Origin of the sequence: Nocardia noduli (assembly GCF_019038455.1) — a bacterium.
GTDB classification, from domain to species: domain Bacteria; phylum Actinomycetota; class Actinomycetes; order Mycobacteriales; family Mycobacteriaceae; genus Nocardia; species Nocardia noduli.
In genome coordinates this window covers 1-13,443 of sequence record NZ_JAFMPL010000152.1, presented here as the reverse complement: position 1 = coordinate 13,443, position 13,443 = coordinate 1, and the positions used below count along the sequence as shown (strand labels likewise).

The following is a 13,443-nucleotide window of genomic DNA, read 5'->3' as shown; positions in this document are numbered from 1 at the left end:
CTCGCGTCCGAGCGGTCGATACTCGCGACTTCGTCGCATTGTCTCGACCGCTCGGACGCGAGACGGCCGCGAACGGGCGCTCGTAAGGCTCGCGCCGTGAGGGTGGGGGTCGTGGTGTTTAGACTCAGTTGGCTGTTCTGAACCATCGCCTGAGCTCAGGAGTCGCAATGCCCACCCACCGTCCACCTCTTGCTGGACTGGCCGCGGTGGCCGGTGCCGACGCGGCCCTGCGGACCGTCGCCGACCTGGTGGGGAAGTCTTCGGTCGAGCTCGTCGCGCCGTCGGCGGCGCGGCCGTTCGTCTCGGCCACGGTCGCGGTGAAACGGCCGGTGGTCGTGGTGACGGCCACGGGGCGTGAGGCCGATGATCTGGCGGTCGAGTTGACCGAGATGCTGGGTGAGGCGGTCGCGCAGTTCCCGTCCTGGGAGACGCTGCCGCACGAGCGACTGTCGCCGGGGGCGGATACGGTCGGGCGCAGGCTGGAGGTGCTGCGGCGGCTGGCGCATCCGGAGGACCCGGTGTTCCCGGTGCCGCTGCGGGTGGTGGTGACCACGGTGCGCTCGCTCATGCAGCCGATGGCGGCGGGGCTGGGGGATATCGAGCCGGTCGTGCTGCGGGTCGGGGCGGAATTCGACTTCGACGGATTGCTCACGCGGCTGGTGGAATTCGCTTACACGCGGGTCGACATGGTGGGCAAGCGCGGTGAGTTCGCGGTGCGCGGTGGCATTCTCGACGTCTTCCCGCCGACCGCCGATCATCCGGTGCGCGTGGAGTTCTGGGGTGACGAGATCACCGAACTGCGCCCGTTCTCGGTGGCCGATCAGCGCTCGCTCGGCGAGATCGAGGTGGATCTCGTCGTCGCGACGCCGTGCCGGGAACTGCTGCTGACCGAGGCGGTGCGCGACCGGGCCTCGGAGGTGGCCGCCGACAACGCGGCCGACGCGGCGCTGGTCGAGATGCTGGAGAAACTCTCCCAGGGCATTCCCGTCGACGGCATGGAAGCGCTGCTGCCGGTGCTGCAACCCGGTGAACTGCGCCTGCTGACCGAGGTACTGCCCGACGACACCCACCTGCTGCTGTGCGATCCGGAGAAGATCCGCACCCGCGCCGCCGACCTGGTCCGCACCGGGGAGGAATTCCTGGAAGCCTCGTGGACCGCGGCCTCCTTCGGCGCCTCCGCGCCGCTGGGCGCGCACGGTCTGGATCTGGCCGCCTCCGGGTACCGGGGGCTGCCCGAGATCCACGAGAGCGCGAACCGGCGTGGGCTGTCGTGGTGGACCATGAGCCCGCTGACCTCGGGCGATCCCGCCGAGGTCGTCCTGCCGCTGCTGGCAGGACCCACCGCGCGCGGTTCCGAGGAACTGGTCGCGACGATCTTCGCCTCGCTGCGCGCGCACGTCGCGACCGGCGGACGCGCGGTGGTGGTGGTCGCGGGTCACGGCACCGCGCAGCGCGTGCTGGAACGACTTGCCGACGCGGAAGTGCCCGCGGGGGTGCTCGACAGCGCGGAGGAACCGAGTCCCGGCCTGGTCGGTGTGCTGTGCGGTTCCCTGCACGACGGCCTGGTCTTCGAGGACGCGGGACTGGTGGTCGTCGCGGAATCCGACCTCACCGGAAACCGGGTCACCGCACCCGGCGAAGGTAAGCGGCTGCCCGCCAAACGACGCAATCAGGTGGACCCGCTCGCGCTCAACGCGGGCGATATGGTCGTGCACGATCAGCACGGAATCGGCCGCTTCGTCGAGATGATCGAACGTACCGTCGGCGGTGCTCGCCGCGAATACCTGGTTATCGAATACGCGCCCGGAAAGCGCGGCCAGCCGGGCGACCGGCTGTTCGTTCCGATGGAATCGCTCGACCAACTCTCGCGCTATGTCGGCGGTGAGATGCCGAGCCTGTCCAAACTGGGCGGTTCGGACTGGGCCAATACGAAACGCAAGGCGCGCAAGGCGGTTCGCGAGATCGCGGGCGAACTCGTGCAGTTGTACGCGGCCAGGCAGGCGGCTCCAGGTCACGCCTTCGGCAAGGACACCCCGTGGCAGCAGGAGATGGAGGACGCGTTCGCGTTCACCGAGACGGTCGACCAGATGACCGCCATCGCCGAGGTCAAATCCGATATGGAGAAGCCGGTGCCGATGGACCGCGTGGTCTGCGGCGACGTCGGTTACGGCAAGACCGAGATCGCGGTGCGCGCGGCGTTCAAGGCGGTCCAGGACGGTAAACAGGTCGTGGTGCTGGTGCCGACGACACTGCTGGCCCAGCAGCATCTCCAGACCTTCGCCGAGCGGGTCGCGGGATTCCCGGTGACGGTGAAGGGCCTGTCGCGCTTCACCGATGTCGCCGAATCGCGCGAGGTGCTCGCGGGGATGGCCGACGGTTCGGTCGATATCGTGGTCGGCACACACCGGCTGCTCCAGACCGGTGTGCGCTGGAAGGATCTCGGCCTGGTCGTGGTCGACGAGGAACAGCGCTTCGGTGTCGAACACAAGGAACACATCAAGGCGCTGCGCACCCACGTCGACGTGCTGACCATGTCGGCCACCCCGATTCCGCGCACCCTGGAGATGAGCCTGGCGGGCATCCGCGAGATGTCGACCATCCTGACCCCGCCCGAGGAACGCCACCCGGTGCTCACCTACGTCGGCGGGTACAACGACAAACAGGTCACCGCCGCCATCCGCCGCGAACTGCTCCGCGACGGGCAGATCTTCTACGTGCACAACCGGGTCTCCTCGATCGACAAGGCCGCCAAGCGGATTCGCGATCTGGTGCCGGAGGCGCGGGTGGTCGTCGCGCACGGCCAGATGCACGAGGACATGCTCGAGCAGACGGTCCAGGGCTTCTGGGAACGTGAATTCGACGTCCTGGTGTGCACCACGATCATCGAGACCGGACTCGACATCTCCAACGCCAACACCCTGGTCGTGGAACGCGCCGACGCGCTCGGTCTGTCACAGCTGCACCAGTTGCGCGGTCGCGTCGGGCGGAGCCGGGAACGCGGCTACGCCTACTTCCTGTACCCGCCGGAGAAACCGCTCACCGAGACCGCCTACGACCGGCTCGCGACCATCGCGCAGAATTCCGACCTCGGCGCGGGTATGGCGGTGGCGATGAAGGATCTCGAGATCCGCGGCGCCGGAAACGTTCTCGGCGCGGAACAGTCCGGCCATGTCGCCGGTGTCGGCTTCGATCTGTACGTGCGACTGGTCGGCGAGGCGGTGGAGGCCTACCGGGCCGCCGCCGACGGCAAACCGATCGTCACCGAGGAGGTCAAGGAGGTCCGCATCGACCTCCCCGTCGACGCGCATATCCCGCCCGACTACATCGCCAGCGATCGGCTGCGGCTGGAGGCGTATCGCAAACTCGCCGCCGCACAGGACGATTCGGCGCTCGCCTTGGTGGTGGAGGAACTCGTCGACCGTTACGGCCCGCTGCCGGTCGAGGTCGGTCGGCTGGTGTCGGTGGCGAAACTGCGTCTGCTGGCGCGCGAGTACGGCGTCACCGAGATCGCGGTGGCCGGGACCACGCTGAAGATCTCCCCGCTGCTGAATCTCCCCGATTCCAAACAACTCCGGCTCAAGCGCATCTATCCGAGCGCCTCCTACAAGCCCGCGAGCGGTGTGGTGCAACTGCCCCTGCCCCGGGTGCAGGACAGTGTCGGCGCGGACCGGGTCCGCGATGTCCGGTTGCTGCAATTCGTCGCCGACCTGCTGCTGGCGCTGGACGGCAAGGCACAGGGTGCGGTGGATCTCACCGTCGCGACCGAGGTGGCCGCGAATTGATGGATCGGCGCGACGAGGTCGGTGCGGTGCGTCGGGTCGCGGCAGGTCTGGCCGACGCCGTCGAGGTGATGGATCGGTTGTGGAGTTTCGGTGGCTGGGAGGTCACCCAGACCCATGACTCGCTGCGCCCTTACCTGCTGGAGGAGACCTACGAACTCCTCGACGCCATCCAGGACGACGACGCGGAGACCATCAAGGAGGAACTCGGCGATCTGCTGCTCCAGGTCCTCTTCCATTCCAGGATCGCCGAGGCGGCAGGGGAGTTCACCGTCGATGAGGTGGCCGCCGCGCTCGTCGCCAAACTCGTCAATCGCAGCCCGCATCTGGTCGGTTCTTCGCTCGACCCCGCCGCGACGGTCGCCGACAAGATCGCCGCCCAGGAACTCGCCTGGGAGGAACGCAAATCGGCGGAGAAGGCCAGGCGTTCCTGCCTGGACGGCATCGCCATGGCCCAGCCCGCGCTCGCACTGGCCGAGAAGGTCATCGCGCGCGGCACCAAAGCGGGTCTGCCCGACGACCTGATCCCGGACGAGCTGCGCGTGGTTCGCCTCGGTGGTCCCGACAGCGCCGAGGAACGCCTGCGCAAGGCCACGCTGACCTTCGCCGCGACGATTCGCGCCACGGAGGACGCCGCCGAAACCGCATGCGGCGAACGTCGTCGGCTGAGCGCGGGTGAGTGGCGTCGCTACTGGCCCTGAGGCGCTCGGCGACGCCTCCGACACCGAAGTCACACCTACCCGCAAGCTTGCCGTCACCGCCCGTCGGGAATCCTGTCGGTAGGGCTTCGCTAAGGTGGCGGGGATTCCGATGCCAATGGCGGGCACACCGCCGGGAGGATGTACGGTCCGGTGCACATCGGCAGAGTCGCGGAGTACCCGCGACCGGATCACGTGTTGTTCCACTTGAGCGACACCCATCTCATCGCGGGCGACGGCGAGCTCTACGACGCCGTCGACGCGGATCTGCGGCTGCGACAGCTGCTCGACCACGCCGTCTCCGGCGGTATCCGACCGACCGCGATCGTCGTGACCGGAGATCTGGCCGACCGGGGTGAGCCCGCGGCCTACGACAAACTGCGCGAGATCATGGAACCGTTCGCGCGCCGGACACAGGCCCCGATCGTCTGGGTGACCGGTAATCACGACGACCGCGCCACGCTACGGCAGCGACTGCTCGATGAATACCCGTCGACCGCTCCGCTGGATCGCGTGCACATGATCGACGGCCTGCGCATCGTCGTGCTCGACACCACCGTGCCCGGCCACCACCACGGTGATCTCACCGACGAGCAGCTGTCCTGGCTGCGATCGGTGCTGTCCGAGCCCGCCCCGTTCGGCACGGTGCTCGCCATGCACCACCCCCCGGTGCCGTGCGTGATCGATCTCGCGGTCACCGTCGAACTGCGCGATCAGCGCCGCCTGGCCGATGTGCTCGACGGCAGCGACGTACGCGCGATCCTCGCCGGTCACCTGCATTTCTCCACCTTCGCGACCTTCGCGGGCATTCCGGTCTCGGTCGCGTCGGCCAGTTGCTACACCCAGGATCTCGGTGTGGAAGCGGGGGGTCTGCGCGGGCGTGACGGCGCGCAGGCGTTCAACTACGTGCACGTCTATCCCGACACCGTGGTGCATTCGGTGGTGCCGATCGATCGCGGCCCGACCGTCGGCAGCCCGTCGACGCCGGAGGAAGCCGCGGCGACCCTGCGCGAGGCGGGCATCGTGATACCGCCCGCCGCCCGCATTCCGCACGTCATGCGCAACGCGCAGCCGACACCGGAATCCGGCGACGAATCGATGCGCTGACCGCTCAGGCCGCGCCCGACTCGGGCATGACGGGGTGCGAAGCCGGGTCGATCCGCTCCCACGGAGCCGGTTCCGGGTAGTACTCGGCGAGGAACGCCGACACCGTGCGCACCCGTTCGGCCTCGCCCACTTCGGGGAAACTCCCGTCGTTGAGGCAGAAGAAATCGACGTCACGTCGTTCGATCAGCTCGGGTAGTAGGCCGAGCCCCACCCTGCTCGTGGTGTCGACGTAGCGCATCCTCGCCGATTCCTGCGGTACCGCGCGTCCGCTGAGCAGGGCGTAGTAGTGGTAGAGCGAGTTGGTGACCGAGATATCGGTGGCCGCGCGGAACCGGCTGGCCCTCGTACGCGCGAAATCCTCGGCGAATTCCGCTTCCATCTCCAGTAGGACGCTGCGGCGCAACGGAACCGGGGTGTGCTCGAGATGGCGGGTGATCACATGCCCGAACCGCCGTGCGAGCAGTCCGCGATTCACCCGCGCCGCGTTCTCGAAACCGCTGCGGCGCTCGTTGTTCCGTCCCGGCCCGATGCGGGTGTCCGCCTCGATGAAACGACTGATTCCGGCCGGGGTGAAGAACATGGACGGCCGCGTGGGGCGGGCGAAGAACATGTCGTCGTTGGAGTACAGGAAATGCTCGCTGAGCCCTTCGATGTGCTGGAGTTGGCATTCCACCGCGTGCGAGTTGAAGGTCGGCAGCCCGCTCGTCTCGCTGAAATGGTCGACGGCGCGGACCACCGTCACTGCCGGATGTTCGGCAAGCCAGGCCGGAACGGCGGAATCGGTCGCGATGAAGATGTGCCGGATCCACGGCGCGTTCTTGTGCACCGAGCGCATCGCGTATTCGAGTTCGTCGATCTGACGGATCCTGGCGTCGGAGTCGTCGCCTTCGCCGACCACCACCTGTGCCAGCATGCCCGCACGGCGCGCGCGGAATTCGGGATCGGACCCGTCGACCCAGGAGAAGACGATGTCGATATCGAAGTCGACGTCGGTCGGATGCGGAGCGAACATATCGGTCAGGGTCGGCCAGGTCCGCTCGAACAGCGCGACATCGGCCATCGTCACGTCGGCGAGATCGAACACGGTGCGCGTCAGCGCGTTCGGACGCGGGCATTCGACGGTGTCGCCGTGGTAGTCCCAGAATTCGAGGTCGACGTGGTGGGCCGGGTCGGTGTCACGCCCCAGTCGCACGACATTGTCGAGGAGGTCGGCGCACGCGAATCCGGCGGACAGCGCCGCCGTCAGTACCCGCTGCGCCATCGTCCGATGCGCGGCGTCGACGGCGAGCACCAGTCGGTGTTCATTGTCACGTACCAGCAGGAACGGCACTTCCGCCGTCGCCAGTTCACCGCGCAGGTAGATCAGATCGGCGACCATCGCCTCGGAGGCGACCAGATTGCGCGTGGTCGATCGGGCGACCGTACCCACCGTCCGCGAGTGCGCTGCTCCCATATCCATCATTGTTTTCCCCATCCATCGGGTCGTTCCGTCGGAAAACGCCGAGGCACCGCGCCGGAGACGGGTGGCGGCCCCGGCCACGTGGGAGTGGGCCGAGGTCGCCTCGCGCGGCGCGGTCGAATTCAGGGATGAGGCAGGATGCTGTAGGGCAGGAACGAATTCGCCGGCCGATACCAGGACGATCGGTTGACCATTCGTTCTCACCTCACTCTGGGACAGACGCGCACGGATTCGTACCGGACAGGCTGACGCGCAGGGCCGGAACAGCCGAGCGCGACGGAATCAGCGCGCAGGGCCGGACAATCATCGGCCGGCGGATTGAAGAACTCCTGATGAACAGGGAGTTGCTAGGAATGATGCATCGCATTCCGGCGTCCGTCAATCGGAATCGCCGACGTGGTTGCGAACAGTATCAGCCCCCCACTTCGCATCGACCTGAGGTCGGCCTCGCGGCGGGGAGATTGCCGCACGGACGCTGACGAGCCGTTGCGCCGTCCAGTTCGGCGAACACGCGTGTCACGACGCCTCGACGGAGGTGCGCGCCGAGGATATGGCGCGCGACCGGGCGCGTTCGCTGCTCATCCCGGCGCATCTCCGCCTGATAACCACCTGAGATCGGTCCGGGCAAATTCGCCGGCGCCAGCGGTGAAGCGCCCCAGCGCCTTAGACTGGCTGTCAGCGCGACACAGCCCGTCGCGCGCATCGCGATCCACGAGGTGAACCCAGATGGCAGCCGGAGCGAGCTCGACGCAACAGGACCATTCGACAGATCATCCCGTCTTGGACGTGCTACCGGAATGGCCACGGAAAACCATCGCGGTGCTGGTCACCACGGATCCGGCACCCCACGCGATTCCGGTGTCGTGGCCGGTCCGCGCGGGCGACCGGACCATACTGATCAGTCTCAAGTATGATCGCGGATCTCTGACGAGACTTCGGCAGCGGCCGCCGGTGGCACTGCTGATCCTGGGTGGCGGTAACGTCGCGCTCTGCGCACGCGGAACAGCTCAGGTAATTGCCGAGGAGATGCCCGACGCGCAGGATTACGTCGCGGTTCGCATCGATGTCGACGTGATCGATGATCACCGGCAGTCCGCTTTCGCCGTCGTCGACGGCATCCAGCGCACCGTCCTCGATGCGACCGAATTGCACGCACTCCAGGGCCGGGTGGAAACTTTGCAGGACTGGGCCCATCAATCACATTGATCCGCTGCCATACGGATCCGACATCAAAATAAAACGGCTGCAAGAACAATCGGAAACAGCGATGACAATCGCGGAGAAAGGCGGCGCGCGAGCGCCGAACGGAAGGGGATCATGAGCGTCACACTGGCCAAGGGCGGCAATGTTTCACTGTCGAAGCAGGCCCCGAACCTGACCAAGGTTACGGTGGGACTCGGCTGGGACACCCGGACGACCACCGGGGCGGACTACGACCTCGACGCGAGCGCGCTCGCCACGGGTTCGAGTCTGAAAGTGCTGTCCGATCAGCACTTCATCTTCTACAACAACCTCCGCTCGCCGGAAGGGACCATCGAGCACACCGGTGACAACCTGACCGGTGAGGGCGAGGGAGACGACGAGTCGATCAATATCGATCTCGCCGCCACTCCGCCGACGATCACCAATATCTTCTTCCCGGTGTCCATCCACGACGCCGACGCGCGCGGTCAGTCCTTCGGCCAGATCCGCAACGCGTTCATCCGGGTCGTCGACTCGGTGACCGGGGCCGAACTCGCCCGCTACGACCTCACCGAGGACGCGTCGACGGAGACGGCGATGATCTTCGGCGAACTCTACCGGCACGGTCCCGAGTGGAAGTTCCGTGCGATCGGTCAGGGATACGCGTCCGGATTGGCGGGCATCGCCCGCGATTACGGCGTCAATATCTGACGTACTCGATCGGGCGGGTCGCCTCGGTATTCGCCGAGACGACCCGCCCGTTCCTGTTATCCGGGGTCGCGCCGCCTCACGCCCCCGCGCGGAACGGTGCGACCACCCGTTGGCCGTATCCGTTTTCCTTCGCCTCCTCCGCGCGTCGCCCGCGTTCGGGCAGGCGGATGTTGACGCGCTTGAGCCACCGATCGGTGCCGTCGTAGCGCGCGGTGAAGGGGACTCGGCCGTGGACGGCGACATCGTTGTCGACCAGCAGGAATTCACCCGGTTCGAGTGCCGCGGTGTGGCAGACCCGTTCCAATTCGGCGGTGAGATGGGCGTACGCGCGCCGGAATTCGGGATCCGCGTCGTCGAGCGGCGTGTAGGCGGGGTCGTAGCGCAACATCGAATCATCCGCGTCGTCAGGGGATTCGCACCATATCGTCGGCACCGGCGGGGCCGGATAGCGCTGGTGGCCGTCGCCGTAGGAGATATCGGGCAGGATCGGCAGCGTCGGGGTGCTCAGCAGGCGACGCTGGTCCGCGGTGAGTTCGACCTGCCGCACCGACGACAGGGTGGTGCCGACCTCGTCCGGATTGCGCAGGCACGCCAGCATCAGCAGATTCGCCCGGTGCGGGTGGAACGCGTCCTCGCTGTGGGGACTGAGCAATATCGTGCTGCTCGCGCCGGACTGTTCGTACTCGTGCCCTGGCGTCGGCAGGATGTTGTTGACGAGCCTGCCGCCCTGCTGGCCCGCCCAGCCGAACGGTTCGCCGACCGCCCGCGCGATCAGCATCATGACGATGTCGAAGTGGAAGGAACGGGCGCGGCGTTCTCGATCGCCCGCCCAGGCGGCTGCCTCGCTCCATCCGGACGGGGTCGGGCCGAATTCCTCGTCGGTGACCGGTAATCGGCTGACGATCGTTGCCCCGGCATTGCTGGTCGGGGCGCGGAAGGCGTCACGAAGTGACGCGGGCAGTTCCGAGACCCCCGCGTCGATCCGGGCGATGAGCGCGGAATCGGTCAGGGTGCGCACCCACTCGGCGGGGTCGCCCGGTGTCGCGTCCAGCGCGGTACAGATCCGATCCGCCAGCGCCCGGACGGCAAGTCCGGCCTCCGCGGGCAGTTCGCGCCGCTCGATTTCGTGTGGGTGAAGCGTCTTACGTTCGGAGAGAACGCTTTTCACCAGGAGAAACCTTCCTTTGTATCGGCCGAACGAGGGGTGAAGATCCGATCAGGGAAGCGGGCGTTACTCGATGGCCGACACCGGGCGTGCACGAGGAAGCCGCTGGGTATAGCGATAACGCATCAGCGAGGGTACGCGAGAAAGACTCGGCCGGAGCAAATTCCCGGCATCCATCGGCGAGGCAGTGAACCGGGGAGCGGACGCCGTACGCCGACACCTCGGCATCGCGTCGAGGTCGGTCTCGCGACAGCTATATGCGAACTGCCGCAACACTTCCACGGCGCCGGTCGGATCGGAGAGCCGGGATCACCCGTGTCGCCTGCCGCGATGCCCGACCCGACGAGATCGGCCTGTGGACAACCGGCGACACGCCACACGCCTGTGGACAACCGAAAGCGTGATTCGGCGTGCCCGACCTAATCTTGCGTGGTGGCCGAGGGTGCCGCACGAGGGGGGACGCGATGATCACGACCACACGGCACCGGCGGCGTGATTCGGCGGCGGCCCCCGCGCGCGATGCGCCCCGAGCTGCGAAGGAGGCCTCGCTCACGCCGCGCCGCCGTATCCGCTCGGATCTGGATGATGGAGTGGTGTTCGCGAAGACGATCGGCGTCGTAGCCGCCGCCCTGGTGACCCTGGTGGTCGCCGGGTGCGGTGCGGGTCCCGCGCTGCCGCCGATTCCGGAAGGCATACCGCCCGGCCCCGGCGCGGTGCTGCCCCCGATCGACCTGGACGCTCCCGGCCGCAGCGCGTTGCAGTTGCGCGGCTGGGCTTCCGAGCAGTCGAGCACCGGCATCTCCACCGTCGCACTGGAGGCATACGGCTACGCGGCCGCGGTGATGGCCCGCGCGAGACCGGAATGCGGTATCGGCTGGACCACCATCGCGGGCATCGCCAGCGTGGAGAGCAGGCACGGCACCCACGGCCGTTCCGACCTCGGCGACGACGGGAACGTGCGTCCGCCGATCATCGGCATCGCGCTCGACGGCGCACCCGGTGTCGCGCTGATCCGCGATACCGACCGTGGCGTACTCGACGGCGACGGTGACCACGATCGCGCCATCGGCCCGCTGCAATTCATCCCGGAAACATGGAAGCGGTGGGGTGTCGACGCCAACGGCGACGGTGTCGCCGACCCGCAGAACATCGATGACGCCGCGTTGACCGCGGCCAGGTACCTGTGCGCGAGCGGCGGCGACCTCACCTCCGAACCGGGATGGCAGCAGGCGTTGCTCACCTACAACCGGTCCAACAGCTATCTGCTCACCGTCCGCGATCGCGCCGCCGCCTATAGCGTCGGCCGCCGAGTGTGATCCCGCGCGCACCGCGTTCCGCGGCCCGACTCGACCCGCCGTGCCGGGACCGCACCCGTCGCGTACTGCGATAGGCTCGGCACCGCACGGCCCATCCCGTGATATCCACCGTGCCAGCAGCGAAGGAGTGTCGTTTTCGTGGCCATCATCGAACAGGTCGGAGCTCGCGAGATCCTGGATTCTCGTGGCAACCCCACTGTCGAGGTCGAGATCGCCCTCGACGACGGCACGCTGACCCGGGCGGCGGTGCCGTCCGGCGCCTCCACCGGTGAACACGAAGCGGTCGAACTACGCGACGGCGGCGACCGTTACCTGGGCAAAGGCGTGCAGAAGGCCGTCGAGGGCGTCCTCGACGAGATCGCTCCCGCCGTCATCGGACTGGACGCGGTCGAGCAGCGCACCGTCGACCAGGTGCTGCTGGATCTGGACGGCACCCCCGACAAATCCCGGCTCGGCGCGAACGCCCTGCTCGGCGTCTCGCTGGCGGTAGCCCGCGCGGCCGCCGAATCCTCGGGCCTCGAACTGTTCCGCTACCTGGGCGGCCCGAACGCGCACGTGCTCCCGGTGCCGATGATGAACATCCTCAACGGTGGCGCGCACGCCGATACCGGCGTCGACGTCCAGGAGTTCATGGTCGCCCCGATCGGAGCGCCGACGTTCAAGGAGTCGCTGCGCTGGGGCGCCGAGGTCTACCACTCGCTCAAGGCGGTGCTGAAGTCGAAGGGGCTGTCCACCGGGCTCGGCGACGAGGGCGGTTTCGCCCCCGATGTCGCGGGCACCAAGGAGGCGCTCGACCTGATCATCGTCGCCATCGGCAAGACCGGCCTCAAACTGGGCACCGATGTCACGCTGGCGCTCGATGTCGCGGCCACCGAGTTCTACACCGCGGGTAGCGGTTACAAATTCGAGGGCAGCGTCCGCTCGGCCGCCGAGATGGCGCAGTTCTACGCCGACCTGCTGACCTCCTACCCGCTGGTCTCCATCGAGGACCCGCTGTCGGAGGACGACTGGGACGGCTGGGTCGCGCTGACCGATCAGATCGGCGACAAGGTGCAGCTGGTCGGCGACGACCTGTTCGTCACCAATCCGGAGCGTCTCGAAGAAGGTATCGCCAAGGGTGCGGCCAACGCGCTGCTGGTGAAGGTCAACCAGATCGGCACCCTCACCGAAACCCTCGACGCGGTGGAACTCGCGCACCGCAACGGCTACAAGACGATGATGTCGCACCGGTCCGGCGAGACCGAGGACACCACCATCGCCGATCTGGCCGTGGCCGTCGGCAGCGGTCAGATCAAGACCGGCGCCCCCGCGCGCAGCGAGCGCGTCGCCAAGTACAACCAGTTGCTGCGCATCGAGGACGCGCTGGGCGATTCCGCCCGGTACGCCGGGGACGTCGCGTTCCCGCGGTTCGCGTTCGAAGGATGATCACCGCGATGCGCACGAGGGGTACGGCGGTATAGCCGAAGCTCTCGTGCGCATCGCAGCACAGGTACAGGGAGCGGTATGACCGAGCGGCGCGCGCGTGGAACCAGTCCGGCCGGACGCGGGGACCGCCGCACGTCACGCGTGGCCGGTTCGCGGCCGCGCGCGGGCACCGATACCGAAACCGCCGCCAGGCCCGCCGCGGCCAAACGCGCGGCGCGCCGACGCACCGACGCCGACAAGAAGGCGTCCCCGCGCAAGATCGCCGCGCGCGGGGGCGCGGGCGACAGGAACGAGCGCACGATTCTCGGCCTCTCCACCGGGAAGGCGGTCGTGCTCGCGGCCGTGGTGTGCGCGCTCGCGCTGACCCTGGCCGTGCCGATGCGAACCTATTTCGCCCAGCGCACCGAGGCGACCGAACTGGCGCAACAGCGACAGGAATTGGAAGCCGACCTCACTCGGTTGCGCGATCGGCGTGCCCAGCAGCAGGATCCGGCCTACATCCGGGCCGAGGCCCGCGACCGGTTGCGCCTGGTGATGCCGGGGGAGACGCCCTACATCGTGCAGGTACCCGGTATCGAGGCCCCGCCCCGACCCGCGGCGC

The 13,443-nt window shown here is 67.8% G+C and carries 10 protein-coding genes; 8 read left to right on the top strand and 2 right to left on the bottom strand.

Going from position 1 to position 13,443, the window contains the following annotated elements:
- The first annotated feature begins 167 nt into the window (after nt 1-167).
- The 3 genes from mfd to JZ792_RS38650 all read left to right on the top strand — a co-directional run bounded on the left by mfd (nt 168) and on the right by JZ792_RS38650 (nt 5,584).
- Nucleotides 168-3,782 carry a transcription-repair coupling factor gene (mfd, locus tag JZ792_RS38660; protein WP_254190925.1) on the top strand — a complete coding sequence of 1,205 codons (3,615 nt, stop codon included), beginning with the start codon at nt 168-170 and terminating at the stop codon, nt 3,780-3,782.
- Nucleotides 3,782-4,480 carry a nucleoside triphosphate pyrophosphohydrolase gene (locus tag JZ792_RS38655; protein ID WP_216917858.1) on the top strand — a complete coding sequence of 233 codons (699 nt, stop codon included), beginning with the start codon at nt 3,782-3,784 and terminating at the stop codon, nt 4,478-4,480. The genes mfd and JZ792_RS38655 overlap by 1 nt, the downstream gene beginning before the upstream one ends.
- Nucleotides 4,481-4,630: 150 nt before the next feature.
- Nucleotides 4,631-5,584 carry a phosphodiesterase gene (locus tag JZ792_RS38650; protein ID WP_216917857.1) on the top strand — a complete coding sequence of 318 codons (954 nt, stop codon included), beginning with the start codon at nt 4,631-4,633 and terminating at the stop codon, nt 5,582-5,584.
- A gap of 4 nt (nt 5,585-5,588) precedes the next feature.
- Here JZ792_RS38650 and JZ792_RS38645 read toward each other — a convergent pair whose 3' ends face one another.
- A complete protein-coding gene (locus JZ792_RS38645) occupies nt 5,589-7,043 on the bottom strand; it encodes a stealth family protein (RefSeq protein WP_254190930.1) in 1,455 nt (484 codons plus the stop codon).
- Between the two features lie 786 nt (nt 7,044-7,829).
- Between JZ792_RS38645 and JZ792_RS38640 the strand changes: the two genes are divergently transcribed.
- A complete protein-coding gene (locus tag JZ792_RS38640) occupies nt 7,830-8,249 on the top strand; it encodes an SDR family oxidoreductase (protein ID WP_308165620.1) in 420 nt (139 codons plus the stop codon).
- Nucleotides 8,250-8,360: 111 nt separating this feature from the next.
- The gene (locus JZ792_RS38635) at nt 8,361-8,936 is read left to right on the top strand and encodes a TerD family protein (RefSeq protein WP_109527847.1); all 576 of its coding nucleotides are present in this window, start codon (nt 8,361-8,363) and stop codon (nt 8,934-8,936) included.
- A gap of 76 nt (nt 8,937-9,012) precedes the next feature.
- Here JZ792_RS38635 and JZ792_RS38630 read toward each other — a convergent pair whose 3' ends face one another.
- Complete coding sequence (locus tag JZ792_RS38630) at nt 9,013-10,104, bottom strand: TauD/TfdA family dioxygenase (protein ID WP_216917855.1); 1,092 nt, start codon at nt 10,102-10,104, stop codon at nt 9,013-9,015.
- 590 nt (nt 10,105-10,694) lie between these two features.
- Between JZ792_RS38630 and JZ792_RS38625 the strand changes: the two genes are divergently transcribed.
- The 3 genes from JZ792_RS38625 to JZ792_RS38615 all read left to right on the top strand — a co-directional run.
- Nucleotides 10,695-11,417: a lytic transglycosylase domain-containing protein gene (locus JZ792_RS38625; protein WP_216917854.1), complete on the top strand. Its 723-nt coding sequence runs from the start codon at nt 10,695-10,697 to the stop codon at nt 11,415-11,417.
- Between the two features lie 138 nt (nt 11,418-11,555).
- Nucleotides 11,556-12,842, top strand: coding sequence for a phosphopyruvate hydratase (eno, locus tag JZ792_RS38620; RefSeq protein ID WP_109527849.1), 1,287 nt, complete (start codon nt 11,556-11,558; stop codon nt 12,840-12,842).
- A 78-nt stretch (nt 12,843-12,920) separates the two neighbouring features.
- A partial coding sequence (locus JZ792_RS38615) for an FtsB family cell division protein (RefSeq protein ID WP_216917853.1) occupies nt 12,921-13,443 on the top strand: 523 nt, incomplete at its 3' end.

Coding starts and splice junctions, on each gene's coding strand:
- mfd (WP_254190925.1), top strand. CDS start 168: ATGCCCACCCACCGTCCACCTCTTGCTGGACTGGCCGCGGTGGCCGGT.
- JZ792_RS38655 (WP_216917858.1), top strand. CDS start 3,782: ATGGATCGGCGCGACGAGGTCGGTGCGGTGCGTCGGGTCGCGGCAGGT.
- JZ792_RS38645 (WP_254190930.1), bottom strand. CDS start 7,043: ATGGATATGGGAGCAGCGCACTCGCGGACGGTGGGTACGGTCGCCCGA.
- JZ792_RS38635 (WP_109527847.1), top strand. CDS start 8,361: ATGAGCGTCACACTGGCCAAGGGCGGCAATGTTTCACTGTCGAAGCAG.